General features: G+C 64.7%; 28 protein-coding genes and 1 pseudogene. 12 read left to right on the forward strand and 17 right to left on the reverse strand.

Annotation, left to right across the window (positions count from 1 at the left end; all coding sequences use genetic code 11):
* Position 1: 1 nt before the first annotated feature.
* The 4 genes from IVA80_RS30190 to IVA80_RS30205 are packed head-to-tail and all read right to left on the reverse strand — an operon-like array spanning position 2 to position 3,712.
* The gene (locus IVA80_RS30190) at positions 2–1,165 is read right to left on the reverse strand and encodes an ABC transporter permease (RefSeq protein WP_247438331.1); all 1,164 of its coding nucleotides are present in this window, start codon (positions 1,163–1,165) and stop codon (positions 2–4) included.
* The gene (locus IVA80_RS30195; RefSeq protein ID WP_247438332.1) at positions 1,162–2,094 is read right to left on the reverse strand and encodes an ABC transporter ATP-binding protein; all 933 of its coding nucleotides are present in this window, start codon (positions 2,092–2,094) and stop codon (positions 1,162–1,164) included. Before IVA80_RS30195 ends, IVA80_RS30190 begins: the two co-directional genes overlap by 4 nt.
* Positions 2,091–3,014 (reverse strand): efflux RND transporter periplasmic adaptor subunit, encoded by a 924-nt coding sequence (locus IVA80_RS30200; protein WP_276007979.1) that lies wholly within the window; start codon positions 3,012–3,014, stop codon positions 2,091–2,093. The genes IVA80_RS30195 and IVA80_RS30200 overlap by 4 nt, the downstream gene beginning before the upstream one ends.
* Positions 3,011–3,712 carry a TetR/AcrR family transcriptional regulator gene (locus tag IVA80_RS30205; protein ID WP_247438336.1) on the reverse strand — a complete coding sequence of 234 codons (702 nt, stop codon included), beginning with the start codon at positions 3,710–3,712 and terminating at the stop codon, positions 3,011–3,013. The genes IVA80_RS30200 and IVA80_RS30205 overlap by 4 nt, the downstream gene beginning before the upstream one ends.
* A gap of 113 nt (positions 3,713–3,825) precedes the next feature.
* Between IVA80_RS30205 and IVA80_RS30210 the strand changes: the two genes are divergently transcribed.
* Genes IVA80_RS30210 through IVA80_RS30220 form a run of 3 tightly spaced genes read left to right on the forward strand, consistent with a single transcriptional unit; the run spans position 3,826 to position 5,060 of the window.
* Positions 3,826–4,161, forward strand: a complete 336-nt coding sequence (locus IVA80_RS30210; protein WP_247438338.1) for a metalloregulator ArsR/SmtB family transcription factor — start codon at positions 3,826–3,828, stop codon at positions 4,159–4,161.
* Complete coding sequence (locus IVA80_RS30215) at positions 4,158–4,634, forward strand: SRPBCC domain-containing protein (RefSeq protein ID WP_247438340.1); 477 nt, start codon at positions 4,158–4,160, stop codon at positions 4,632–4,634. The genes IVA80_RS30210 and IVA80_RS30215 overlap by 4 nt, the downstream gene beginning before the upstream one ends.
* A 12-nt stretch (positions 4,635–4,646) precedes the next feature.
* Positions 4,647–5,060 carry a GFA family protein gene (locus IVA80_RS30220; protein WP_247438341.1) on the forward strand — a complete coding sequence of 138 codons (414 nt, stop codon included), beginning with the start codon at positions 4,647–4,649 and terminating at the stop codon, positions 5,058–5,060.
* Between the two features lie 38 nt (positions 5,061–5,098).
* Here the strand turns inward: IVA80_RS30220 and IVA80_RS30225 are convergent.
* The 10 genes and pseudogenes from IVA80_RS30225 to IVA80_RS30270 all read right to left on the reverse strand — a co-directional run bounded on the left by IVA80_RS30225 (position 5,099) and on the right by IVA80_RS30270 (position 12,949).
* Positions 5,099–5,499: pseudogene (locus tag IVA80_RS30225) on the reverse strand (DUF2000 family protein).
* A gap of 65 nt (positions 5,500–5,564) precedes the next feature.
* The gene (locus IVA80_RS30230; protein WP_247438343.1) at positions 5,565–5,954 is read right to left on the reverse strand and encodes a DUF4189 domain-containing protein; all 390 of its coding nucleotides are present in this window, start codon (positions 5,952–5,954) and stop codon (positions 5,565–5,567) included.
* A 194-nt stretch (positions 5,955–6,148) separates the two neighbouring features.
* Positions 6,149–7,753: a molybdopterin-binding/glycosyltransferase family 2 protein gene (locus IVA80_RS30235; RefSeq protein ID WP_247438344.1), complete on the reverse strand. Its 1,605-nt coding sequence runs from the start codon at positions 7,751–7,753 to the stop codon at positions 6,149–6,151.
* Positions 7,750–8,451 (reverse strand): XdhC family protein, encoded by a 702-nt coding sequence (locus tag IVA80_RS30240; protein ID WP_247438345.1) that lies wholly within the window; start codon positions 8,449–8,451, stop codon positions 7,750–7,752. Before IVA80_RS30240 ends, IVA80_RS30235 begins: the two co-directional genes overlap by 4 nt.
* A 2-nt stretch (positions 8,452–8,453) precedes the next feature.
* Entirely contained in the window at positions 8,454–8,777 is a 324-nt protein-coding gene (locus IVA80_RS30245; protein ID WP_247438346.1) for an XdhC family protein, read from the reverse strand.
* Positions 8,778–8,787: 10 nt separating this feature from the next.
* Positions 8,788–9,990 (reverse strand): VWA domain-containing protein, encoded by a 1,203-nt coding sequence (locus IVA80_RS30250; protein ID WP_247438347.1) that lies wholly within the window; start codon positions 9,988–9,990, stop codon positions 8,788–8,790.
* 64 nt (positions 9,991–10,054) lie between these two features.
* Positions 10,055–10,978, reverse strand: a complete 924-nt coding sequence (locus tag IVA80_RS30255; RefSeq protein WP_247438348.1) for a MoxR family ATPase — start codon at positions 10,976–10,978, stop codon at positions 10,055–10,057.
* A 63-nt stretch (positions 10,979–11,041) separates the two neighbouring features.
* Positions 11,042–11,848: a xanthine dehydrogenase family protein subunit M gene (locus IVA80_RS30260; RefSeq protein ID WP_247438349.1), complete on the reverse strand. Its 807-nt coding sequence runs from the start codon at positions 11,846–11,848 to the stop codon at positions 11,042–11,044.
* 33 nt (positions 11,849–11,881) lie between these two features.
* Positions 11,882–12,367 carry a (2Fe-2S)-binding protein gene (locus IVA80_RS30265; protein WP_247438350.1) on the reverse strand — a complete coding sequence of 162 codons (486 nt, stop codon included), beginning with the start codon at positions 12,365–12,367 and terminating at the stop codon, positions 11,882–11,884.
* Positions 12,368–12,502: 135 nt separating this feature from the next.
* Positions 12,503–12,949: a carbon monoxide dehydrogenase subunit G gene (locus tag IVA80_RS30270; RefSeq protein WP_247438351.1), complete on the reverse strand. Its 447-nt coding sequence runs from the start codon at positions 12,947–12,949 to the stop codon at positions 12,503–12,505.
* A 184-nt stretch (positions 12,950–13,133) separates the two neighbouring features.
* Here IVA80_RS30270 and IVA80_RS30275 point away from each other — a divergent pair, with 184 nt between their 5' ends.
* The 3 genes from IVA80_RS30275 (at position 13,134) to IVA80_RS30285 (ending at position 15,861) form a co-directional block, all read left to right on the forward strand.
* Complete coding sequence (locus IVA80_RS30275; RefSeq protein WP_247438352.1) at positions 13,134–14,489, forward strand: 3-carboxy-cis,cis-muconate cycloisomerase; 1,356 nt, start codon at positions 13,134–13,136, stop codon at positions 14,487–14,489.
* Between the two features lie 93 nt (positions 14,490–14,582).
* The gene (pcaD, locus tag IVA80_RS30280; RefSeq protein WP_247438354.1) at positions 14,583–15,365 is read left to right on the forward strand and encodes a 3-oxoadipate enol-lactonase; all 783 of its coding nucleotides are present in this window, start codon (positions 14,583–14,585) and stop codon (positions 15,363–15,365) included.
* Positions 15,366–15,468: 103 nt separating this feature from the next.
* Entirely contained in the window at positions 15,469–15,861 is a 393-nt protein-coding gene (locus IVA80_RS30285) for a carboxymuconolactone decarboxylase family protein (protein ID WP_247438356.1), read from the forward strand.
* Here the strand turns inward: IVA80_RS30285 and IVA80_RS30290 are convergent.
* Entirely contained in the window at positions 15,823–16,347 is a 525-nt protein-coding gene (locus IVA80_RS30290) for a hypothetical protein (RefSeq protein WP_247438358.1), read from the reverse strand. The two genes, IVA80_RS30285 and IVA80_RS30290, sit on opposite strands and share 39 nt — an antisense overlap.
* A 178-nt stretch (positions 16,348–16,525) precedes the next feature.
* Positions 16,526–16,702 carry a hypothetical protein gene (locus IVA80_RS30295; protein ID WP_247438360.1) on the reverse strand — a complete coding sequence of 59 codons (177 nt, stop codon included), beginning with the start codon at positions 16,700–16,702 and terminating at the stop codon, positions 16,526–16,528.
* A gap of 288 nt (positions 16,703–16,990) precedes the next feature.
* Between IVA80_RS30295 and IVA80_RS30300 the strand changes: the two genes are divergently transcribed.
* The 5 genes from IVA80_RS30300 to IVA80_RS30320 all read left to right on the forward strand — a co-directional run bounded on the left by IVA80_RS30300 (position 16,991) and on the right by IVA80_RS30320 (position 22,086).
* Positions 16,991–17,908, forward strand: a complete 918-nt coding sequence (locus tag IVA80_RS30300) for a branched-chain amino acid ABC transporter permease LivH (RefSeq protein ID WP_247438362.1) — start codon at positions 16,991–16,993, stop codon at positions 17,906–17,908.
* 11 nt (positions 17,909–17,919) lie between these two features.
* Positions 17,920–19,239 carry a high-affinity branched-chain amino acid ABC transporter permease LivM gene (livM, locus tag IVA80_RS30305; protein WP_247438363.1) on the forward strand — a complete coding sequence of 440 codons (1,320 nt, stop codon included), beginning with the start codon at positions 17,920–17,922 and terminating at the stop codon, positions 19,237–19,239.
* On the forward strand, positions 19,236–20,069 hold the full coding sequence (locus IVA80_RS30310; RefSeq protein ID WP_247438365.1) for an ATP-binding cassette domain-containing protein: 834 nt from the start codon (positions 19,236–19,238) through the stop codon (positions 20,067–20,069). Before livM ends, IVA80_RS30310 begins: the two co-directional genes overlap by 4 nt.
* On the forward strand, positions 20,066–20,806 hold the full coding sequence (locus tag IVA80_RS30315) for an ABC transporter ATP-binding protein (RefSeq protein WP_247438367.1): 741 nt from the start codon (positions 20,066–20,068) through the stop codon (positions 20,804–20,806). The genes IVA80_RS30310 and IVA80_RS30315 overlap by 4 nt, the downstream gene beginning before the upstream one ends.
* A 161-nt stretch (positions 20,807–20,967) precedes the next feature.
* The gene (locus IVA80_RS30320) at positions 20,968–22,086 is read left to right on the forward strand and encodes a branched-chain amino acid ABC transporter substrate-binding protein (protein WP_247438368.1); all 1,119 of its coding nucleotides are present in this window, start codon (positions 20,968–20,970) and stop codon (positions 22,084–22,086) included.
* A gap of 75 nt (positions 22,087–22,161) precedes the next feature.
* Here the strand turns inward: IVA80_RS30320 and IVA80_RS30325 are convergent, their stop codons facing one another.
* On the reverse strand, positions 22,162–22,548 hold the full coding sequence (locus IVA80_RS30325) for a response regulator (RefSeq protein WP_247438369.1): 387 nt from the start codon (positions 22,546–22,548) through the stop codon (positions 22,162–22,164).
* A gap of 268 nt (positions 22,549–22,816) precedes the next feature.
* Here IVA80_RS30325 and IVA80_RS30330 point away from each other — a divergent pair, with 268 nt between their 5' ends.
* Positions 22,817–25,597, forward strand: a complete 2,781-nt coding sequence (locus IVA80_RS30330) for a PAS domain S-box protein (protein WP_247438370.1) — start codon at positions 22,817–22,819, stop codon at positions 25,595–25,597.
* Positions 25,598–25,606: the final 9 nt, after the last annotated feature.

A 25,606-nucleotide genomic window follows, 5' to 3' on the forward strand; every position in this document is an offset into this window, starting at 1 on the left:
CTCAATCCAGCGTGCGGCGGAAGCGCGTCACGGCGATGGTCATGGCGACCAGCATCAGGATCGCCAGCGCCAGCGCGTCGAAGCGCAGATTCTGCATGGTCGCGCCCTTCAGCATGATGGCGCGGACGATGCGCAAATAGTGCGTCAGCGGCAGGCATTCGCCGACATATTGCGCCCAGGCCGGCATGCCGGCAAAGGGGAACATGAAGCCGGATAACAGGATGCTCGGCAGGAAGAACATCATCGACATCTGCATGGCCTGAAGCTGGTTCTGCACCACAGTCGAAATCGTGTAGCCGATCGACAGGTTGGTGGTGATGAACAGCGTCGACAGCAACGCCAGCAGGACCAGATTGCCGAGTACGGGCACGCCGAACAGGCCGACGCCGATGCCGATGATCAGGAACGCCTGGACGAAGCCGACCAGCACATAAGGGATGATCTTGCCGAACATCACCTCGACCGGCCTGATCGGCATCGACAACAGGCTCTCCATGGTGCCGCGCTCGACCTCGCGGGTGACCGAGAGCGCGGTGAAGATCAGCATGGTCATCGTGAGGATGGTGCCGACGAGGCCCGGCACGATATTGAGGCTGGACGCCGCGGCCGGATTGTAGCGCGCATGCGCGCGGATCTCGAACGGCATCTCGGGCGGATTGCCGATATAGAGATCGTGCGCAAGCGCGGTCTGCACGACCATGCCGAGCGAGCCGAGCGCAGCGCTCGCCGCAATGGGATCAGTGGCGTCGGCCGCAACCAGCAGCGCCGGCCTGTCGCCGCGCCGCACCGCCCGCTCGAAGCCGCGCGGGATCTCGACGCCGAACAGCACCTTGCCTGATTTCAGGAGGTTGTCGAAATCGTCGACGTCGTGCACCTCGTAGATGAAGCGGAAATAGGCGGTGTTCTCCAGCGCCTTCAGCACCGAGCGGGCAAGATCCGAGTCCTCCTGGAGCAGCACCGCACTCGGCAGATGGTGCGGCGTGGTGTTGATGGCATAGCCGAACAGCAGAAGCTGCATCACCGGCAGCATCACGATCATCGCAAACGACACGCGGTCGCGCTTGAGCTGGATGAACTCCTTGACCAGCATCGCATAGGAGCGCCTCCAGAAGCCGAAGCGCTCGCGGATGTCGCGCGCGGGTGCGGGGTGATCGACCGCGCTCATTGGAAATTGTCCTTGGAGCGGCTCATCAGCTCGATGAACACGTCTTCGAGCGAGGGCGATGATTTGTGCCAGTGCAGGCCGGCCTTCTCGCGCCACGGCGCGATGCTGGCTTCGAGCGCGGCGACGTCGTGCCCGGAAACGTGCAGCGACGTGCCGAACCGCGCCACCATGTCGATACCGGGCTTGCCGGTGAGCGCAGCCGTGAGGCCGTTCAAATCCTCGCCCGTCACGGTGTAGGTGGTCAGCGCGGATTTCGCGATCACCTCGTCAACGGTGCCGTGCGCCAGCAAATGGCCATAGGCGATGTAGGCGATCTCGTGGCAGCGCTCGGCCTCGTCCATGTAGTGGGTCGAGACCAGCACGGTGAGACCGTCGGCCGCGAGCGCGTGGATCTCGTTCCAGAAATCGCGCCGCGCCTTGGGATCGACGCCCGCCGTCGGCTCGTCCAGCAACAGCAGTTTCGGATTGGGCAGCGTGCAGGCCCCTAACGCAAGGCGTTGCTTCCAGCCGCCGGAGAGCTCGCCGGCGAGCTGCTCCTCGCGGCCAGAGAGCCCGATCCGCTTGATCATGTCGCGCGCGGCGCCGCGGGCATCACGCAGGCCGTAGAGCCGCGCGACAAATTCGAGGTTCTCGCGGACCGAGAGGTCCTGGTACAGGCTGAAGCGCTGGGTCATGTAGCCGACCTGGCGCTTGATCTTTTCGGCATCGCGCAAGATGTCGCAGCCGAGGCAGGTGCCCTCGCCGCTGTCGGGCGTGAGCAGGCCGCAGAGAATGCGGATGGTCGTGGTCTTGCCCGAGCCGTTCGGCCCGAGGAAGCCGTAGATCGAGCCGCGCTTCACCTGCATCGACAGATCGTGCACGACCTCGCGGCCGCCGAACGATTTGGTCAGGCCCTTGACGTCGATCGCGATGCCATTGCCGTCGCTCATCGCTTGTCCGCCACCGGAGTCTTGGGGTTGAGATAAACGTTGATGGGCTGCCCGACGCGCAAGGCGTCGGGGCGCGCCGGCCGCGCCTGGATCAGATAGACGAGCTTGTTGCGCTCCTCGAGGCTGTAGATCACTGGCGGGGTGTATTCGGCCGAGGTCGCGATGAAATAGATCTTTGCGGTGAGATCGGCGGCGCAATTATCGCAGGCGATGCGCACCGTATCGCCGATCGCAAGCTTCGGCAGCTCGGCCTCGGGCACGAAGAAGCGAAGCTTCATGTTGCCGGGCGGCATGATCGAGAGCACCGGCCGCTGCGCCGCCACCATTTCGCCCTCGCGGAAATAGATCTGCTGGATGGTGCCGGCGACCGGGGCAAAGCCCTTGCGCCGCGCCATCCGCGTCTCCGACGTCGCGACCCGCGCTTCCGCGACGCGCAAGGCCGATACCGCGGAGTCGAGATTGGCCTGCGTGCCCGAGCCGGTCTTGCTCAGCGAGGCCGCGCGATCATAGCTCTGCTGCGCATTCGCGAGCGTCGCCTTGTTCTGGTTGAGATCGGCGAGCTGGAGGTCGTCATCGACGGTATAAAGGGCATCGCCGACCTTCACCTCATCGCCCTCGCGCACGCTAAGCTTCGTCACCCGGCCCGCTTCGTCCGGGCTGACGAAGATCATGTCGGCCTCGACCCAGCCCTGGAAGCCGGGGTCGCGCTTCTCGTTGCAGCCGGCAAGCCCGATTGCGAGCACGGCGGCCAATGCGAATCTCAAAATTTCTTGCGGCAACCAATGCTGTCGATCCCTCACCCTGAGGAGCCGCGAAGCTGCGTCTCGAAGGGCGAGGGGCAACAGCCGGGCCTTCATCCTTCGAGACGCGCGTTCCGCGCTCCTCAGGATGAGGCGAGAGACGATTTGCGGCGACGTCATGTCGTCCTCCGTTCGCCAAAAATCAAATCGAGATGGACGCGCAGCATGTCCTGTGCGTCGAGCGGCGCGTGCCGCGCAAACAGGCTCTGCCAGATCACCGCGATCATCGCCGGCGCAACCAGGATCTGCGGAAAGCGCGCGAGGTTCTTCTCGCGGATCTCACCGCGGGCAATGCCGAGCTCGATCAGCGCGCGCATGCCGGCAATCCCGCGCGAGACAACCTCGCGATAGTAGAAATCGGCGACGGACGGAAAGCGCGGCCCCTCCGCCACGATCAGGCGCACCAGATCGCCGCGACGGGTGTTCGCGACCTCCTTGAGGAAATTGCTGGCAAAGGCCTCGACGAGGTCGCGCACCGAGCCAGTCGGCGGCGGCAGCGTCGTCAGCCGCTCCACCACCGGCACCATCACCATGCGGACGAGCTCCTCGAACATCGATTCCTTGTCCTTGAAGTGCAGATAGATCGTGCCCTTGGCGACACCGGCCCGCTTGGCGACATCGTCGAGCCGCGTCGCCGCGAAGCCGCGCGCGATGAACTCCTCCAGCGCGGCCTCCACAATCGCTGCACGTCGCTCCGCCGTGCGCGCCGCGCGGTTCGATGCGGGAGCGACGGCCTCTTCATTGGCATCCGGCGCTTGGCCCTTCGCGCTGGCGCGGCGGGTGGACGGCGCAACGGCCATGGTCGCTTTCTTTGTCATGCTCGAAATTATGACTGACTGGTCAGTCAAATTCAAGTCAACCGACATGTCGGATTGGGGGCTTGCATCAATTAGCATTGACTAATGCATTAGCACGCGCTAATTTATCAGCCATGTTTGAAGCCGACCCAAACCCCGTCACCACCGTGATGCGCGCCCTCGCCGATCCGACCCGGCGTGCCGTGTTCGAGCGTGTCTTCGAGAGCAAGGAGATCAGCGTCGCCGAACTGACGCGCGGCAGCGGCGTGACCCAGGGCGCGATCTCGCAGCACCTGAAGTCGCTGAAGCAGGCGGGCCTCGTCGCCGAGCGCGCGGAGGGCCGCAACGTCTACTACCGCGCCGCGCCGCAAGGCCTCGAGCCGTTGGTCAGCTGGATGGATCATTACGGCGTCTTCTGGCGCGAGCGCTTCCAGAACCTGCGTGACCTCTTGAAGGAGATCGATCCGTGAGTGCAGCCGAGTCGAAAGCAGAGACCCAAGCAAATATCCGGGACATCGTCATCGACGAGGTCCTCCCTCACACGGCCGAGACAATCTGGAAGGCGCTGACCAGCGCGCAGTTGATCGCGCGCTGGCTGATGCAGCCGACCGGCTTCGAAGCCGTCGTAGGCAACGCCTTCACGTTCCAGACCACCCCGGGCGGCGCCTGGGACGGCGTGATCCATTGCCGGGTTCTGGAAGTCGTGCCGAACCGGCGCCTCGTCTACGCCTGGAAGGGCGGCGATGAGCGCAACACCGGCTACGGCGCGCCGCTCGACACCATGGTGACGTGGTCCCTCGCCCCGGTCGAAGCCGGTACGCGGATCCGCCTCGTTCATGCGGGCTTCGTCATGCCCAGGAACGACAGTGCCTACACGCTCATGAGCGGCGGCTGGAAGAAGGTCGTGCGGCAGCTCGACGAGATCAGCGGCGAGCAAAAGTAAGGAGCTATCGCAATGGACAAGCCTTATACCGGCGGCTGCGCCTGCGGCGCGATCCGCTACCAGATCGTCGGGGAGCCGGTGTTCAGCAATGATTGCCAGTGCCGGGACTGCCAGCGAGAAAGCGGCACCGGCCACGGCTCGCACATGACGTTTCCCCGCGCGGGCGTGACGGTGACGGGCGAGGCCAAGCACTGGGACATGACCGCCGACAGCGGCAACGTGAAGACGCGCGCCTTCTGCCCGAATTGCGGCGCGCCGGTCTACATGACGTTTTCCGCCATGCCCGACGTCTTCACCATCCGCGCCGCAAGCCTCGACGATCCCGGCGGCTACAAGCCGCAGGTGGTGACTTACGCCGCGCGCGGGCATGGCTGGGATCACCTCGACCCGCACCTGCCGAAGTTCGAGGGCATGCCGCCGATGTAACGCGATTGAAGCTTTGCCCGCGCCGTTCGGGCAAGCCTTCAGCTGTGGAATTTCAAGCCGTCGACGATCTTGTCGATCACCTTACGCTCGGCGCGCATGGCGATGCCGACGAGATTGAGATCGGCACGCGCCACCGCCCTCACCGCCTCGCGATTGGCGGCATCATGCGTGGTCTTGAACATGTCCTCGGTATACACGGCGGCCGTCACGTCGCGCGAGAGCGCACGGTCGAGCGCGCGGGACCGTCGGCGCCGTAGATCAGGATCGGTTGGCCGATCAGCGCGTGGTATTTCGTACCCGAGGCGTCCTCATAGTGTTCGCCGATGCAGTCCGGAAAGGCCGCGGCGATGCCGCTGGTGAGAAAGGAGGCAACGTTGAGCTTCTGCCAGGCCTGAAGATCGGCGCGGATCACGACGGCGATCTTGGTATCGAACTGCATTGAATTCCCCAACAGTCATTCCTGGCTCGATGCTACGCATCGCGCTGGAATGACGGCAAGAAAAATCAGCCCTTCGCGTCGCAGGCCCATGCGCGGATCACGCATTCCTTGCCGCCGTATTTGTAGCATTCGCGGGTGGCGGCATTTAGCGTGGCCGAGATCTTCGGCTTCACGGCGTAACCATAGGCGCCGCAAGGGTTAGAGAGATCGACCGACATCGCAGCGCATGCGCGCCTCATCGTCACCGTCGTGCAGTCGCCCTTGCACTGCTTCTGCGCCGCCGCGCGCGCCTCGTGCTCGGCGCCGTAATCAAAGGCCTGACCGTAGGCGCCGCACTTGCCGACCGCAAACGCACCGGCAGCATGCGCATCCGTGATGTGGCGAGCGCCGGCGACACAAACCGACAGCGCAAAGAAAAACATCGCGCAGCGGCGCGCGACGACGTTCGAAGCCATGGAAAAACCCCTCCCCCCAAGGCAGGTGGGAGGACTCTAAGCCGTCGTCGTTTCCAGATGGTGAACGGGTGGTTAAATCGGACGATTGAGAGGTGCTGTAGGGGGGGCAATAGCGCGAAGCGCCGTGCCCACCGTCTATCAACACGACTGTCTGGTGGGCACGTTTCGCTTTGCCCACCAGACGCAGTACGGCACTATCCCTGGCGCGCCGCTTCCAGCGCCTGCGGCGTGTCGATGTCCAGGAAGGCGCTCTCGCCGTCGACGGGCACTTCGGCGACCGCCTCCGTATGCTTTGCGATCAGGTGCCGCGCGCCGACATCGCCGTCGAGCGTCATCAATTCCTTGAAGAAGCGGCGCGACCACAGCACGGGATTGCCGCGGCGGCCTTCGCTGACGGGCACGACGATGAGGTTGCCCCGATCCGGCGCAAAGCCGTCGACAAGACGGTCGATCAGGCCGGCATCAATCAACGGCATGTCGCCCAAACAGACCACCGCGCCGTCGCAGGCCTCGGGCACGGCCGCGATGCCGGCCTTGACCGAGCTCGCAATACCGCCGGCGAAATCCGGGTTTTTGACGAACCTCACCTTCAAGCCTTGTAGCGCCTGCTCCACCAGCTCGGTCTGGTGGCCGGTGACGACGATCACCTCGGAGGCCTTGGAGGCCAGCGCCTGCTCGGTCGCGATCCGCACCAGCTTCTTGCCGTCGAGCTCCGCGAGCAGCTTGTTCGGTCCGCCCATACGGGTCGAGCGTCCCGCCGCCAGCACGATGGCCGCGACCTGGCTGTTGCCCTCGATCTCCGGCTTTGCGCGGGGCTGCGGCCGCGTCACGATCTCCATCAGGAGGCCGCCGACACCCATGCCCATCAGCTCGGCTCGCGTCACCCTGATGCCGGCGAGAAGCCGCATCAGCACCCAGTCAAAACCGTTCTCGACCGGCGAGCGCGCGCAGCCCGGCGCGCCCAGCACAGGCACCCCGCCGGCACGCGCGATCAGCAGCAGGTTGCCGGGATCGACCGGCATGCCGAAATGCTCGATCTCGCCGCCGATCCCGGTGACGGCCGCCGGAATCACGTCGCGGCGGTCGGCGATCGCGGACGCCCCGAACACGATGACGAGCTCGGCGCCGAGCGCGAGCAACTCCTTGATCGCGGCCGACAGTGCCTGCTCCTCATGGGCGACACGCCGCTCGGCGATGATGCTGGCGCCGGCCGGCGCGAGACGCTCGGCGGTGACGCGCAGCGTCTTGTCGATCACCTTGGAGGACAGGCCCGGCAGCAACGTCGAGACCACGCCGACGCGCTGGATCACGTAAGGCGCGATCTTCAGCACGTCCCTGCCCGCCGCCTTCACTGCGGCATCGCGCAGATTTCCTTGAACTCCGAACGGGATGATCTTGACGGTGCCGACCATCTCGCCCTCGACCACCGGCTTGTAGGCGGTGAGCGTCGCAAAGGTGATGGCCTCGTCGATATTGTTGATGCGATCGACCGCGGCGCGGTCGATCACCAGCACGCCCGGGCGCGCGGCGAACAGATTGGCGCGGCCGGTGAAAGCGCGCTCGACATGGATGCCCTCGCCGCCAATGGCGAGCGCGATGCTGGCGGCTGCCACGTCCTCTGAGACGTCGCCCTCCTCCATGCGCACCACCACGACGTCCTCGATGCCGGCGCGCTCCAGCGCCTCGACCTCGGCCGGGCCGATCGTGGTGCCCTTCTTCAGCACCAGCGGGCCCTGGCGCAGCGTGTGGACGGTCACGCCGCCGATCGCATCCCTGGGGCTCGCCGGGCCGAACTTCATGCCGCTTCTACTTTTTCTTTGGAAGGTAGCCGAAGCACCGCCGTGATCTCGGCCATGATCGACACCGCGATCTCGGATGGTGAGACTGCGCCGATCGCAAGTCCAATCGGGGCGTGGATGCGGGCGACGTCGGTTTCCTTGGCGCCCTGCGCCCGCAGCCGATCGCCGCGCTTGGCATGCGTCTTCCGCGAACCCAGCGCGCCGATATAAAAGCAGTTGCGCTCGAAGGCGTGCAGCAGCGCCGGATCGTCGATCTTTGGATCGTGCGTCACCGCGACGAAAGCCGTGTAGGGATCGACATTGAGCGGCGGCAGCGCCGTGTCGGGCCATTCGGCAACCAGCGGAATGTCAGGGAAGCGCTCGGGGCTCGCAAACGCCGTGCGCGGATCGACCACGGTGACGTCGTAGCCGAGCGAGCGCGCCAGCGGCGCCAGCGCCTGGCTGATATGGACCGCGCCGACGATGACCAGTTTTGCAGTCGGCGCGCAGACGTTGAGGAACAGTTTTTTGCCGCCAGCTTCGATACTGGCGCTCTTGCCCATGCGAAGCTGCTTGTCCAGTTCGGCATGCAGCGGATCTTTTGCAAAGTCCCTGGCCTTCACCAGACGCTGCTCGCCATTCTCGGTGTCGGTCACCAGGATCACCGGCCGGCGCGCCGCGCGCTCGGCATTGAGTTCGTGCAGGATCTCGAGCTTCACGGCTAGCCAACTTTCTCAACGAAGACGCGGATAGTGCCGCCGCAGGACAGCCCGACGTTCCAGGCGGTCTCGTCAGCGACGCCGAATTCCAGCATTTTGGGCTTGCCGCTCTGGATCACGTCCATGGCCTCGGTGACCACGGCGCCTTCGACGCAGCCGCCCGAGACCGACCCCAGAAAGGTGCCCTCGTCATTGATGACGAGGCTCGAGCCCGCCGGGCGCGGCGCCGAGCCCCAGGTCTCCACCACGGTCGCCAGCGCGACGCCACGGCCGGCCTTCTGCCAGTCCTCCGCCGCCCTTAGAATGTCCTCGTCGCGATCGAGCATGGCCTACCTCTCAAGCTGCGGAACGGATCAGGCTGCGGTGATGCGGCGGCAGCGGACGGGAGAGCGTGGTGATCAGCTCCTGGATCGAACTCAAATTATGCACGGGACGGAATTCGTCAACGTGCGGAAGCATCATTTTGATGCCCTGCGCCTTGGCCTCGAAGCCGCCGAACCGGAGCAGCGGGTTGAGCCAGATCAGCCGCCGGCAGGACCGGTGCAGCCGATCCATCTCGAAGGCGAGCTTGGAATCGGCCTCCCGCTCCAGCCCGTCGGAGATCAGCAGCACGATGGCGCCCTGGCTGAGCACCCGGCGCGCCCACAATTTGTTGAAGTTGTGCAGTGAGGCCGAGATCCGGGTGCCGCCGGCCCAGTCCTCGACCGAAGCCGAGCAGCTCGCCAGCGCCTCGTCAGGATCGCGCTGGCGCAGCGCGCGGGTGACGTTGGTGAGCCGCGTCCCAAACAGGAACACCGAGACGCGTTTTCGCGCGTCCCCGATGGAATGCAGGAAATGCAGGAAGAGGCGGGTGTACTCGTTCATCGAGCCCGAGATATCGAGCAGCGCGACGATCGGCGCCGGCTTTTCGATCCGCCCGAGGCGATGGATGTCGATGATGTCGCCGCCGGTGCGCAAGGACGCGCGCAGCGTGCGGCGCAAATCGAGGCGAAGCCCGCGCGGATCGGGCCGGTGCCGGCGCATCAGAAGCTCGGCCTGGGGCAGCCGCATCCGGTCGACGGCGCGGAGCGCTTCGGCTATCTCAGCCGCGCTCATCTGCGCAAAATCCTTCTTCTGAAGGATTTCCCTGTCGGAGACCGACAGGCGCAAATCCTGCTCCTGGTGCTGCGGCGTCTCCGTCATCCGCGGCTGCGACATCGCCTCCTGCACGCGGCGCGAGCCGGCCTGCGGTTTCTTCTTGGCCTGCTCCGGCAGCGGCACCGAATCCAGCATGTGCTTCCACTCTTCCGAGGCGCGGAAGAACAGGTTGAAGGCCTGCCTGAAAATCAGCGCATGCTCGTGGCGCTTGACGAAGATCGCCTCCAGCGTGGCGAAGACGTCGGCGCGGTTGCCGATGTCGATCACCTGGAGCGCGCTCATGGCATCGATGACCGCCCCCGGTCCGACCGGCATGCCCGACGCGCGCAGCGCACGGGCGAAGCCGACGATGTTGTCGGCGAACTGTTCGGTCTGCTCCGGCGCCAAGTGGTTGATGGCCATGGTTCAGCACCCTCAGTCGTCATTCCGGGGCGCGGCGAACGCGCGCCCCGGAATGACGGGAAAATCAATCCTCGCTCGTCGCTTCCTTCAGCACCTTCTGCAAGGTATCGCCCTGCATCCGGATGATGTCGTCCTGGTATTTGAGCAGCGCGCCCAGCGTGTCGCCGACCACTTGCGGGGTCAGCGAGCGGGCATCGAGCTCCGATAGCGCGGTGGCCCAGTCGATGGTCTCGGCGACACCAGGCGATTTGTAGAAGTCCTGGTTGCGCAACGCCTGGACGAAACGCACGACCTGCTGCGACAGCTTGGCGGAGATGCCGGGCACCCGCGTCTTGACGATCGCGAGCTCGCGCTCGGCGGCGGGATAGTCGACCCAGTGATAGAGGCAACGCCGCTTCAGCGCGTCGTGGATCTCACGGGTGCGGTTGGAGGTGATGATGACGATCGGCGGATGCGGCGCCTTCACGGTGCCGAACTCTGGAATCGTCACCTGGAAGTCGCTGAGGATTTCGAGCAGGTAGGCTTCGAACGCCTCGTCGGCGCGGTCGAGCTCGTCGATCAGCAACACCGGCGGGCCGGCGACGTCGGGCTCCAGCGCCTGGAGCAGCGGCCGCTTGATCATGTAGCGCTCGGCGAAGATATCGCTCGAGAGCTGCTCGCGGTCGGTGTCGCCGGCCGCTTCCGCCATCCTGATCGCGATCATCTGCGCGGCGCTGTTCCACTCGTATACCGCCGACGAGACGTCGAGGCCCTCGTAGCACTGAAGACGGATCAACTTCCGCCCCAATGCCGCGGACAGCACTTTCGCGATCTCGGTCTTGCCGACACCGGCCTCGCCTTCCAGAAACAGCGGCCGACCCATGCGCAGTGACAGGTAAGTCACCGTCGCCAGCGACCGCTCCGCGAGATAGTCGCGCGATGTCAGAAGTTCGAGCATCGCATCGACCGATGCCGGCAAAGCACCGGAAAAATTGGCCGCTGAAGTCATGAAAAAGCCAGTCTCGCTACGCCCTCACTGGGGACAAAGTTTGGGCCGAGGCGTGAGGTCACCTCACTCCTTGGCATTGGCGGCATCGAGGGCGCGTCGCGTCAGCACCCCGATGAGATGCGCGCGGTATTCGGCGCTGCCATGAATATCGCTGTTGAGGCCTTCCGCCGGCACCTCGATGCCATCAAGCGCCTTCGCGGCGAAGCGCTTCTTCAGGGCTTCCTCGAACGCGGTGACACGGAACACGCCTTCGGAGCCGGCACCGGTGACGGCGACGCGCACGTCCGACGGACGCCGCGCCACGAACACGCCGACCAGCGCGTAGCGCGAGGCCTGGTTGCGGAACTTGATGTAGGCCGCCTTCTTCGCCAGCGGGAACATCACCTTGGTGATGATCTCGTCGGCCTCCAGCGCGGTAGAGAACAGGCCCTGGAAGTACTCCTCGGCCTTGAGGCGTCGCTTGTTGGTGACGATGGTGGCGCCGAGCGCGAGCACCGCGGCCGGATAGTCCGCGGTCGGATCGTTGTTGGCGAGCGAGCCGCCGAGCGTGCCCTTGTGGCGCACGGCCGGGTCGCCGATCTGGCTCGCAAGATTCGCAAGCGCCGGGATCGCCTCACCGACGATCGCGGAGCTTGCGACCTCGGCGTGCCTGGCGGTGGCGCCGATCACGAGTGCGCGGCCCTTCATCTCGATCGTGTTGAGCCCCTCGATGTGGGAGACGTCGACCAGATGCGGCGGGCTGGCGAGGCGCTGCTTCATGACGGGAATCAGCGTGTGGCCGCCGGCAATCACCTTGGCGTCTTCGTTCTTCAGTAGGAGGTTGGCGGCCTGCCGCACGGTCCCGGGGCGATGGTATTTGAATTCGTACATCTGAATGTCCTGATCGCAGAATGCGTGCGCGATTTACGGGCGGTCGGATTTCGACATCGCCTTGGCGCCGGCGGAGATCGAGGCGACGATGTTCTGGTAGCCGGTGCAGCGGCAGAGATTGCCCTCCAGCTCCTCGCGGATGATGTGGTCGTCGAGCTCGTGGCCCTTGCGATGGACGATGTCGATCGCGGTCATGATCATGCCGGGCGTGCAGAAGCCGCACTGCAGGCCATGGTGCTCGCGGAAGGCCTCCTGCATCGGATGCAGCGGCGCGCCGTCGGCGGCCAGTCCCTCGATCGTCTTGACCTCGTGGCCGTCGGCCATCACGGCCAGCGTGGTGCAGGACTTCACGGCCTTGCCGTCGAGATGCACGACACAGGCGCCGCACTGCGACGTGTCGCAGCCGACATGGGTGCCGGTCAGGCGCAGATTCTCGCGCAGGAACTGCACCAGCAGGGTGCGGGGATCGACGTTGGCCGTGACAGGATTGCCGTTCACGATGAGGGAGATTTTTGCCATAAGCACTCTCTATCAGCGCCCCGACGGGTCCCGTCGAAGCGGTTCTTATAATTATTCCAACCCATCATATGGGCCATTATGCCCGGGGGCAACATCACCCCGGACGCAAGGTGCCATGCCGAAAGGCGATAGCCTTCAGCCCTCTACCGCCTTGGCGAAGTTCGCGAAAAATTCGTCGGCCAGTTTCTTGGCCGCGCCGTTGATCAGGCGCTGGCCGAGCTGCGCCAACTTGCCGCCGATCTGTGCCTCGACCTCGTAGGAGAGCAGTGTACCGCCATCCTTCTCCGCGAGCTTGACAACTGCACCGCCCTTGGCGAATCCGGCCACCCCGCCTTCGCCTTCTCCGGAGATCTTGTAGCCGTTCGGCGGGTCGAGATCGGAGAGTGTGACCTTGCCCTTGAAGCGCGCCGACACCGGGCCGACCTTCATTTTCGCCGTCGCACGAAAGCCGCCGTCGTCGGTATTCTCCAGCTCCTCGCAGCCGGGAATGCAGGCCTTCAGCACCTCGGGATTGTTGAGCTTCTCCCACACGGCCTCGCGCGGCGCCGCAAGCTGGACTTCGCCGTTCATCGTCATGGCCATGGGGGTACCTCCAGGAATCTCGAACTTGGATCGGCAACTATAATGCTGCTCAAGTAACGCACGGAGGCCGCAAAGGAAAGGGCAGCCCTCGATCACGTGCAATGCATGTTCGCAACTGCAAAAGGCTTGCGCCGCTAGTTTGGGATTGGCACAGCGGAGCGATGATGGTTAGGTCCAGCGCAACATGAGCACAGCCCTCTCCTCCCTGCTCGCGCCGATGCTGTCGAGCGCGGCCATGCGCGCCGTCTGCGACGACCGGTCCACCATCCAGCACATGCTCGATTTCGAGGCAGCTTTGGCGCGGGCTGAGGTCGCCACGGGCGTGATTCCCGCATCCGGCGTGGGCCCGATCGAAGCCGCATGCAAGGCTGATGCCTTCGATATGGCCGCGCTGGCCGAGGCCGCGACGCGATCGGGCAATCTCGCGATTCCCCTCGTCAAGGCACTGACCGCCAATGTCGGCAAGGCCGACGCGGAGGCCGCGCGCCACGTGCATTGGGGTGCGACCAGTCAGGACGTCATCGACACCGCGACCATGCTGATGCTTCGCGCCGGCATCGATGCACTCGATGCCGACCTCAGCCGCGCCATCAAGGGCTTTGCCGCGCTGGCGCGTACTCACCGCAACACTGCGATGGTGGCGCGGACCTGGCTCCAGCACGCGCTGCCGATGCCGTTCGGGCTGAAGGCTGCCGAATATGCCGCAAGCCTTGCCCGCGCCCGCTGCCGTCTGCGGCGGCTGCGCCGCGAGGGCCTCCCACTGCAATTTGGCGGCGCGGCCGGCACGCTCGCGGCTCTCGGCGACAAGGGGCTCGCGGTGGCCGAGCGTCTGGCGCAGGAGCTCAATCTGCCGCTGCCGGAAGCACCCTGGCACACCCATCGCGACCGGATCGCGGAGGCGGCATCATGCTTTGCGATTCTCGCCGGAAGCTGCGGCAAGATCGCCCGCGACGTCTCACTGCTGATGCAGACCGATGTCGCCGAAGCATTCGAGCCCGCCGGTGAAGGGCGCGGCGGCTCCTCGACCATGCCGCACAAGCGCAACCCGGTCGCGGCGGCGAGCGCGCTGGGCTGTGCGACCATGGCCCCGCAGCTCGCCGCGACGATTTTTGCCGCGCAGGTGCAGGACCACGAACGCAGCGCCGGCCCGTGGCATGCGGAATGGCCGACGCTGCCGCAATTGATGCTGGTCACCTCGGGCGCGCTCGCTGCCATCGTCGACATCGCCGAAGGCCTCGAGGTCGATGCCGCGCGCATGCGCAGCAATCTCGATGCGACGCATGGGCTGATCATGGCGGAAGCGGTTACCTTTGCACTGGCCGAAAAGATCGGCAAAAGCGAGGCGCATCATCTCATCGAGGCCGCGAGCAAGCGCGCTGTCGCCGAGAAGAAACATCTGCGCGAGGTGCTCGCCGCCGATTCGCAGGTCACGGCGCATCTTTCGCCGGAAAAAATTGCGGCATTGTTCGAGCCGATGGCCTATCAAGGGGCTTCCCAAGCCCTGATCGACCGCCTGCTCGACAGCCTCGAGCGCGAATAATTGTTTGAGCATGATCTTTTCGGAAAACCGCTGCACACTTTGCGCTAACGCGGCCCTCCGGGTCCGGATCATGCTCCAGAACGGAGACGCCGCATGCCCATGATCGATGCCGACGGTTGCCTGATCAACGTCTCCGTTGAGGGCCGCGACGGCGGGCCGACCCTGATGCTTTCCAACTCGCTCGGCTGCACGCTTCAGATGTGGGAGCCGCAGATGAAGGCGCTGACGCAGGTGTTTCGCGTCGTCCGTTACGACCGCCGCGGCCATGGCAAGTCGAACGTTCCGCCCCGCCCCTATTCGATGGAGCGCTTCGGCCGCGACGTGCTCGCGATCCTCGATGACCTCAACATCGAGAAGGTGCATTGGTGCGGCCTGTCGATGGGCGGCATGGTCGGGCAATGGCTCGGCGCGAATGCGCCGGAACGGTTCGGTAAGCTCATCCTCGCCAACACCTCCTGCTATTATGCCGAACCGACCAAATGGCTGGAACGTATCGACGCCGTGAAGAAGGGCGGCATCGCGGCGGTGGCCGATGCCGTCATCGCGGGCTGGCTGACGCAGGATTTCCGGGAGCGCGAGCCGCAGATCACCGCAAGGATGAAATCGATGCTGCTCGCGACCCCGGTCGAAGGGTATCTCGCCTGCTGCGAGGCGCTGTCGACACTCGACCAGCGCGAGCTGTTGCCGAAGATCAAGAGCCCTACATTGGTGATCGCCGGCCGCCACGACATGGCGACGCCGATCTCGGCGGGCGAATTGATCCGCAGCAAAATTCCCGGCGCCAGCATGACCATCATCGACGCCGCGCACATTTCAAATGTCGAGCAGCCGCACGCGTTTACCGACGCGGTGGTGGGCTTTTTGACGCAACGCTAGTCACAATCGTCATTGCGAGCGTAGCGAAGCAATCCGGACTGTCTCCGCGGAAAGATTCTGGATTGCTTCGCTTCGCTCGCAATGACGGAGAGGAGAACAACACATGGACGATCAGAAGCGCCGCGATGCCGGCATGAATGTGCGGCGAAAAGTTCTGGGCACTGCCTGGGTCGACAAGTCGATCGCCAATCGCAACGCGTTCAACACCGATTTCCAGGACATGATCACCCGCTACGCCTGGGGCGAAATCTGGACGCGGCCGCATTTCGACGAGCGCACGCGGCGCGTGCTCGTGATCGGCACCATGGTCGCGCTGGGGCAATGGGACGAATTCCGCCTGCATGTGCGCGCGGCGCTCGCGGAAGGCGGCTTCACCGCCGATGACATCAAGGAGATCCTGCTCCAGCAGGCAATCTATTGCGGCGTGCCGGCGGTGAACCACGCCATCAAGGAAGCTTCAGCGATTGTGCAGGAGCTCGGCCTGCTCAAGAGCTAGCGGCACGGCGGTCTCGGCGATCTTCGGCGCCGGCGCGGGCCGTTCGATTACCACCACGATGGCAGCGCCGAGCAGCAGCAGGAGCTCGGTGGCATGCAGCCGGAGCGCGGCCATCTCGCCGACTTTCGAGGCCATCAACATGCTCGTAAACGAGATCAGGCTGCCGATCGCAAGCGCAATGCCGAGCGCCTCGTCGCTGCCGCCATTCTTGCGGACCCGGGGAATGCACAGAAGCGCGAGATAGATGGCAAAGAACGCCACCACCGTCAGCCGGCCCAGCGCCAGCAGCCAGGCGGCACGCACCGTGCTCATCCCTGCCATCTGGAGATGATCGCTGAGGAACAGGGCGACAGCAACGCTCGGCCGCTCGTAGAGCCCGTGCACCGGCGCGACGAAGATGTTGAAGGCGACAAGGGTCCAGGCCGGGATGAAATAGGCCGCCAGCAGCGCGCCGTTGACCGAGCCGATCCGCCAATTCGTGAACATGCCGCTTCCCGCTTCGCCTGCCTCGCCTTCCACGGAAGGCTTTGCGGGGAGCTAACTCGCATCAGAGTGTGGCGGCAATCTAAACCCTTTGTTTACCTTAACCGGCCCGCCGGGGCGGCGCGCCCAAAGGAAAAAAGCCCCGCCTTTCGGCGGGGCCTGGTCACTTCCGTGCCCCAAACTAATCGTCCTGACCGTGCTGGCCGCCCTGCTGCTGGCCGGGCATCTCGCCCTGGCGCTGCGGATCCTGCTGCTGCTGTCCGGGTTTCCGGCCGCCGCCCTGTTGTTGCTGCCCGGAGCGCTGCTGGCCGGGGTTCTGTGTCTGCTGGCCCGGATTCTGGTTCTGCTGCTTCGTCATTGGGGAAAGCTCCCTTGTTGGACGTCAGAGCGCGGACAACGGCCGGCATCCATTTTGGTTGCCTTGGGGAACCCGGTTCCTCGCACCTACGGAACCCCCAAGATGACATTCGTGACGAAATGACCCCTGTACAAGCCATTATGCCAATGTCCGGCCAGTTGCAGCCGCCAGTTCCCTGCTGTTACAAAACGAGAAGAATGCTGAAGGGCTGCCGGGGCCCGAGAAGAAACTAGTACTCTCTCTCGAAGAGCTCCCTTTGAGCCGCGTCAGGTTTGGTAACGGCAGCCCATGGATTATTTCGCCCAGCAGCTCATCAACGGTCTCGTTTTGGGCTCGATCTACGGCCTGATCGCCATCGGCTATACGATGGTCTACGGCATCGTCGGCATGATCAATTTCGCCCATGGCGATGTCTTCATGATCGGCGGCTTCATCGCCCTGATCACCTTCCTGATCCTGATCTCGCTCGGCCTGACCGCGGTCCCGGTGATCCTGCTGGTGGTGCTGCTGGTCGCGATGGCGATCACCGCGCTCTATGGCTGGACCATCGAGCGCATCGCCTACCGGCCGCTCCGTCACTCCTTCCGCCTTGCCCCGATGCTGTCGGCGATCGGCATGTCGTTCGTGCTGACCAACTATTCGCAGGTGGCGCAGGGCGCACGCGTCAAGCCGATCCCGCCCCTCATCACCGGCGGCTACACGCTGCATGAGAGCCCGGACGGTTTCGTGATCCAGCTCTCCAACATCCAGATCATGGTGGTCATCACCACCATCGTGCTGCTGGCGATCTTCACCTGGCTGGTCTCGCGCACCCGGCTCGGGCGCGACATGCGCGCCTGCGAGCAGGACCAGACCATGGCAGCGCTGCTCGGCGTCGATGTCGACCGCACCATCTCCATGACTTTCGTGATCGGCGCCGCGCTCGCCGCGGTGGCAGGCCTGATGTACCTGCTCTATTACGGTCTGGTGGATTTCTTCATGGGCTTCGTCGCCGGCATCAAGGCGTTCACCGCGGCCGTGCTCGGCGGCATCGGCTCGCTGCCTGGCGCCATGCTGGGCGGTCTTGCCATCGGCCTCATCGAGACGTTCTGGTCGGCCTATTTCTCGGTCGAGTACAAAGACGTCGCGGCGTTCTCGATCCTGATCGTCGTGCTGATCTTCATGCCGACCGGCCTGCTCGGCCGTCCCGAAGTCGAGAAAGTCTGACGGTCGCGCGCGTGAACACTCCCTCGACCAATACGACCAAGCCTGCAACGGGCATCCGCGCTCTCTTGAAGACGGCTTTCGTCAACGCCCTGATCGCGCTGGTGCTGTTCTCGCTGATGGTCGGTATCCGCACCGAAGCAGGTTCCGACGGACAGCTCACCTATTGGACACGCTTCGGCGAGGTCGCCTCCCTCGTCGCCGCCGTGTTCGGCGGCTCGATCGTGATCGAGCTGCTCAGGCAATGGATCGGTTCGACTGGCGCCGAGAAGCTGGTGCCGGCGGCGGTGCAGAGCGGAATGTCGTTCGTCGGCCGCTACCTCGCACCCGCACTCCTGATCTTTACGCTGCTGGTGCCGGTCATCTTCTATGACCAGCGCTATATCCTCGACCTCGCGATCCTGGTCCTCACCTACGTGATGCTTGGCTGGGGCCTCAACGTGGTGGTCGGGCTCGCCGGCCTGCTCGATCTCGGCTACGTCGCCTTCTATGCGGTCGGCGCCTATTCCTACGCGCTGCTGGCCACCAATTTCGGCTGGTCGTTCTGGGTCTGTCTGCCGCTGGCGGGCATCCTCGCCGCGTTCTGGGGCGTGCTGCTCGGCTTCCCGGTGCTCCGCCTGCGCGGCGACTATCTCGCCATCGTGACGCTCGCTTTCGGCGAGATCATCCGCCTCGTCATCATCAACTGGCAGGATCTGACCGGCGGCCCCAACGGCGTCTCCAGCATTCCCCGTCCCTCCTTCTTCGGCATCCCGCTGGACAACAGCGACAACGGGTTCGCCGCCAGGCTCGGCATCGAATATTCACCGACCCACCGCATCGTCTTCCTGTTCTACCTGATCCTGGCGCTCGCGCTGCTCACCAACTGGGTGACGATTCGGCTGCGTCGCCTGCCGATCGGCCGCGCTTGGGAAGCCTTGCGCGAGGACGAGGTCGCCTGCCGCGCGCTCGGCATCAACACCACGACGACAAAACTCACGGCGTTCGCGACCGGCGCCATGTTCGGCGGCTTTGCCGGCGCATTCTTCGCCACCCGCCAGGGCTTCATCAGTCCGGAATCCTTCACCTTCCAGGAATCGGCGCTGGTGCTCGCCATCGTCGTGCTCGGCGGCATGGGCTCTCAGCTCGGCGTCGCGCTCGCGGCGCTCGCCATGATCGGCGGCTTCGAGCTGTTCCGCAGCCTCGAGACCTACCGCATGCTGGTGTTCGGCATGGCCATGGTGCTGATCATGATCTGGCGGCCGCGCGGCCTGATCGGCCATCGCGCCCCGACCGTGTATCTGACCAAGGCGCAGGCGATCTCCTCCGATCTCGTCAAGGAAGGGCACGGATGAGCGGCGACAAGATTCTCGACGTCGACAGGCTGACCATGCGCTTCGGCGGCATCGTTGCCGTTCAGGACCTCTCCTTCGCCGCCGAGCGAAAAAAGATCACCGCGTTGATCGGCCCGAACGGCGCCGGCAAGACCACCGTGTTCAACTGCATCACCGGCTTCTACAAGCCGAGCGGCGGCGCCATTCGCCTCACCCATGACGACGGCAAGGTGATCGCGCTGGAGCGGCTCAACGATTTCCGCATCGCCAAGCAGGCCAAGGTGGCGCGCACCTTCCAGAACATCCGCCTGTTCCCCGGCATGACCGCGCTGGAAAATCTGATGGTGGCGCAGCACAACGCGCTGATGCGCGCCTCCGGCTTCACGTTTCTCGGCCTCGTCGGCGCCCCCGTTTACCGGGAGGCCGAAAAGCACGCGATCGATCTCGCCACCGACTGGCTCAAGCGGGTCAATCTGCTCGATCGCGCCGACGACGCGGCCGGCAATTTCGCCTATGGCGACCAGCGCCGGCTCGAGATCGCCCGTGCGATGTGCACCGAGCCAGCGCTACTGTGCCTGGACGAACCCGCCGCGGGTCTCAACGCGCGCGAGAGCGCCGCCTTGAGCGAGCTCCTGCTCTCGATCCGCAACGAACTCGGCACCTCGATCCTGCTGATCGAGCACGACATGTCGGTCGTGATGGAGATCTCCGACCAGATCGTGGTGATGGACCATGGCGTCAAGATCGCCGAAGGCTCGCCGCGCGAGGTCCGCAACGATCCCAAGGTGATTGCGGCCTATCTCGGCACCGACGAGGAAGAGGCCGCGGCCGTAATGGAGAGCGGATCGTGACGTCGCCCGCTCCCCTGCTCGCGATCAGCGGCCTGCGTGCCGCCTATGGCAAGATCGAGGCGCTGAAGGGCGTCGACCTCGAGATCAATGCCGGCGAGATCGTGGCCCTGATCGGCGCCAACGGCGCCGGCAAGTCGACGCTGATGATGACGATCTTCGGCAAGCCGCGCGCCCGCTCCGGCCACATCCTGTACGAAGGCCGCGACATCACCGACGTTCCCACCCATGAGATCGCGCATCTGCGCATCGCCCAATCGCCGGAAGGCCGCCGCATCTTCCCCCGCATGAGCGTGGCGGAAAACCTCCAGATGGGGGCAGACGCCACCGGATGCACGGATGCGGAACGCGAGGCCATGCTGGAACGCGTGTTCACGCTGTTTCCGCGCCTGAAAGAGCGCTACGCCCAACGCGGCGGAACGCTGTCCGGCGGCGAGCAGCAGATGCTGGCGATCGGCCGCGCCCTGATGGGCCGCCCCCGCCTGCTTCTGCTCGACGAGCCCTCGCTCGGGCTGGCGCCGCTGATCGCGCGCCAGATTTTCGACGCGATCCGCACCCTGAACCGGCAGGACGGCCTGACCGTGCTGATCGTCGAGCAGAACGCCAACCATGCGCTGAAGCTCGCCCATCGCGGCTACGTCATGGTCAACGGCCTGATCACGCTGGCCGGCACCGGCGCCGAGTTGTTGCAGCGCCCCGAGATTCGCGCCGCCTACCTGGAAGGCGGCCGGCACGGCTGAGGCTGCCCGATGGCGGAGCACGTGCGGCCGAATGTGGCGAGATATCTCTGCCAATGCCCGTATTTTGCCGGTGACTTCTCCTGAGATTCATTCAAGAATGGCGCCGGTTTGGACCGGGCGTACCCGGAAACTTCCACAGGCGACCACCCGCGAGGTATCACATGAAATCACTGAAGCTCATCGGTCTGGCATTCGGCGCGTCGATCGCGCTGTCGAGCGCGGCGTTCGCGCAGGATGTCACCGTCGCAGTCGCAGGCCCGATGACTGGCGGCGAGTCCGCCTTCGGCCGCCAGATGAAGAACGGCGCCGAGATGGCCGTGGCTGACATCAACGCAGCCGGCGGCGTCAACGGCAAAAAGCTCGCGCTCGCCGTCGAGGACGACGCCTGCGATCCGAAACAGGCGCGCTCGATTGCCGAGAAGATTGCGAGTGCGAAGATCCCATTCGTCGCCGGGCACTATTGCTCGTCGTCGTCGATCCCCGCCTCCGAAGCCTATGCCGACGGCAACGTGCTCCAGATCACGCCGGCCTCGACCAATCCGAAGTTCACCGATAGCGGGCTGTGGAACGTGGCCCGCGTCTGCGGCCGCGACGACCAGCAGGGCCTGGTCGCGGCGCAGTACATCGCCAAGAACTTCAAGGGCAAGAACATCGCGATCCTCAACGACAAGACCACCTACGGCAAGGGTCTCGCCGATGAAACCAAGAAGGCGCTCAACAAGGCCGGCATCACCGAGAAGATGTACGAGTCCTACAACAAGGGCGACAAGGACTTCAACGCGATCGTCTCGCGCCTGAAGCGCGACAATATCGACCTCGTCTATGTCGGCGGCTACCATCAGGAGAGCGGTCTGATCCTGCGCCAGATGCGTGACCAGGGCCTCAAGACGATCCTGATGGCGGGCGATGCGCTCGCCGACAAGGAGTACGCCTCCATCACCGGCCCGGCCGGCGAAGGCACACTGTTCACCTTCGGCCCCGATCCGCGCGACAAACCGACCGCGAAGAAGATCGTCGACGCCTTCAAGGCCAAGAACATCGACCCCGAGGGCTATACGCTCTACACCTACGCGGCGATGCAGGTCTGGTCGCAGGCGGCGAAGAAGGCCAGCACCACCGACGCCAAGAAGGTCATGGCGGCGATCAAGGCCGGCAAGTGGGACACCGTGATCGGCCCGATCGAGTATGACGCCAAGGGCGACATCAAGCAGCTCGACTATGTCGTCTACAAATGGGACGCCAAGGGCGGCTACACCGAGATCAAAGGCAACGGCACTTGAGGCAGGATGCCTGACCTTCTGACCAGATTGATCCCAACGCCCCGGTTCGCCGGGGCGTTTCCTTTTGCCGTACGGTCAGACGGCTGCGGAGAGCTCGCCGCCGGCCGCAGCCTGGGCTTTCCGGAGCGCTTGCAGGAGATCGTTCGGCCGAAATGGTTTTTGCAGACACACCACATCGGCCAGACCAGGCGCCTCGCCCATAAAATCCAGCGCGGTCATGCCGGAGACCGCGACGATCGGAAATCCGGGAACTCGCTCACGAATGGCCGCCATGACGTCGACGCCGCTGGTATCGGCCAGGAAAATGTCGACAATCGCAGCATCGAAAGCGCCCCCGCCGAAGGCCTTCAGGCCCGCTGCACCGCCCTCGGCCTCGACCACGTCATAATGGTTGACCCGAAGCACGATCGCGACCATGGCGCGGACGTCCTTCTGGTCATCGACAACGAGGACACGGAGCATGGGAACAACTCCCGGATTCACATCGTTAATGCGTTCAATTCACCGCAAAAGAGCGGCAAGACAGTATGAGTCCGTCCCGGTAAAGCACCCCTTACCACTTACCTGTTCCGAATCCCCCTCCAAATTAAGTAAGCTGTAACCCTCGGTTGAGTCGCAAGCGCTTTCTGTCAGGATGCGCACCCGCAGCCGGCTACCATGAAGGTAGCGGCTATCTGGCCTGAAAGAGATCGACGTGCGAGGTCATCATGCCGGCTTACGAGAGATCGACGTGCTAGCACCCAACGACCGAAGCACATTCCTGTCGACCTTGCCGGCTACGCGGAGCGATCGCACGGCGGCATTGGCCATCGTCGGCATCTCCGCGATCCTGTTCGCGCTGGCCGTACCGTTTGCGGGCGTGCCGCTCGTACGGGTACCGGCCTTCGTGGCGAGCTACCAGTCGGCGCTCGCGGTCAGCGACATCATCACCGCCGTTTTGCTGCTGTCGCAGTTCGCCGTACTGCGCAGCCGCGCGTTACTGCTGCTGTCGATCGGCTATCTGTTCACGGCGGGCGCCGCGGTGACCCACGCCCTCACCTTCCCCGGGCTGTTCGCCCCGGCAGGATTGTTCGGTGCAGGTTCGCAGACCACCGTCTGGCTCTACATGATCTGGCACGGCGGTTTCCCGCTGTTCGTGCTGGCCTATGCGTGGCTGAAGGACGGCAACGGCGGCAACAGGATTGCGGGCTCGACGGCGCCCGCAATCGCACTTTCCATCGTCGGGGTGCTTGTTGCGGTGACCGTGTTCGCCTGGCTGGTGACTGCGCAGCACGGACTGCTGCCGGTCCTGCTCAAGGACGGCCACTACACCACCACCATGATCGCCGTGGTGTCGTTCGTGTGGTCCCTGAGCTTCGCGGCGCTGGTCACGCTGTGGTTTCGCAAGCCGCACACGGTGATCGACGTCTGGCTCATGGTCACGATGTGCGCCTGGCTGTTTGACATCGCGCTGTCGGCAATCGTCAACGTCGCGCGTTTCGACCTCGGCTTCTATGCCGGCCGGCTCTACGGCCTCTGTGCCTCGAGCTTCGTGCTCGCGGTGCTGCTCATCGAGAACGTGCGTCTCCAGGCGAACACGGCAGGCATGGTCGGCGCGCTACAGCGGCAGTCGAGTTCGGAGAGAAACTATTATGCCGAGCGCGAGCGGCTGTTCAGCGCCGTCGTCGAGTCCTCCAACGACGCCATCATCACGAAGTCGCTCGACGGCACGATCACGTCCTGGAACAATGCGGCCGAGCGCGTCTTCGGCTACTCCGCCGACGAGGCGATCGGCTGCCAGATCGATATCATCATGCCCGAGGCGCAGCGCGAGGAAATCATCGAAATGCTGGCCCGCACCCGCAACGGCGAGGTCATCGATCAGCACGAGGCCGTACGGCTGCACAAGAGCGGTCAACCGATCGACGTCGTGCTGAGCCAGGTCCCGCTGCGATCGACCGACGGCAAGATCATCGGCGCTTCCAAGGTAGCTCGTGACGTCACCGAGCGGAAGCGGGCAGAATCCGCTCTCAACCGCGAGATCGAGGAGCGCCAGCGCATCTTCGAGACCTCGCAGGACCTGATTCTCGTGACGGACGGTTATGGCAATTTCATCCAGATCAGCCCGAGCGTGAAGGACATTCTCGGGTACAAGCCGGAGGACATGATCGGGCACAGCGCCACCGAGTTCATTCATCCCGACGATCTCGACAAGACGCGGAGCGAGATGCGCGCGGCACGGCGCGGCGCGGTCAAGCGCAGCTTCGAGGCGCGCTACTACCACTACGATGGTCACGAGGTGACGCTGAACTGGATGGGCACCTGGTCGGAGCCGGTGAAGCGCCATTTCTTCATCGGCCGTGACCTCACCGAGAAACAGGCCGCAGAAGCCCAGCTCAGGCAGGTCCAGAAAATGGACTCCATCGGCCAGCTGACCGGCGGCGTCGCCCACGATTTCAACAACGTACTGACGGTCATCACCGGCACGATCGGCATCCTCGCGGATGCGGTGGCCGACCGCCCCGAGCTCGCCGCGATCACCAAGCTGATCGACGACGCCGCCGAGCGCGGCGCGCAACTGACCAAGCACCTGCTCGCCTTTGCCCGCAAGCAGCCGCTCCAGCCGCGCGAGATCGACATCAATGCGCTGGCGCTCGAGGCCGCCAAGCTGCTGCACCCGACCCTCGGCGAGCAGATCACCATCATGCCGCAGCTCACCGAGGATGCCTGGCCGGCGCTGGTCGACCCCGGCCAGCTCTCCACCGCGATCCTCAACCTGGCGCTGAACGCGCGCGACGCCATGCCGGATGGCGGCACCCTGGTGCTGGAGACCCGCAACATCTTTCTCGATGACGGCTATGCCAGCATGAACCCCGACGTCGTCGCCGGCAATTATGTGATGATCGCGGTCAGCGACACCGGCACCGGCATTCCGCCGAACCTGCTCGAGCGGGTGTTCGACCCGTTCTTCACCACCAAGGAGGTCGGCAAGGGCACCGGGCTCGGGCTCAGCATGGTGTTCGGCTTCGTCAAGCAGTCCGGCGGCCACATCAAGATCTACAGCGAGGAAGGCCACGGCACGAGCGTGAAGATCTACCTGCCGCGCTCGAGCGGCGTGCAGGAGACCGAGTTTGAGGCACTCCAGAATGTGCCCATCACTGGCGGCGACGAGAAGATCCTGATCGTCGAGGATGACGCGTTGGTGCGGCAATATGTGGTGACCCAGATCAAGAGCCTCGGCTATGCCGCGCTCGAGGCCGCCAACGCGGCCGAAGCCCTCACCATCATCGATGCCGACAAGGGCATCGACCTGCTCTTCACCGACATCATCATGCCGGGCCACATGAACGGCCGCCAGCTCGCGGACGAGGCGGCGCGGCGGCGTCCCGACCTGAAGACGCTGTTCACCTCGGGCTACACCGAGAATGCCATCGTCCATCACGGCCGGCTCGATTCCGGCGTGCTGCTGCTGGCCAAGCCCTACCGCAAATCCGAGCTCGCCAAGATGCTCAGGACGGCGCTGGCGAGTTGAGCCGGCCGT

This window comes from Bradyrhizobium sp. 139, from assembly GCF_023074175.1.
Classification (GTDB): Bacteria; Pseudomonadota; Alphaproteobacteria; order Rhizobiales; family Xanthobacteraceae; genus Bradyrhizobium.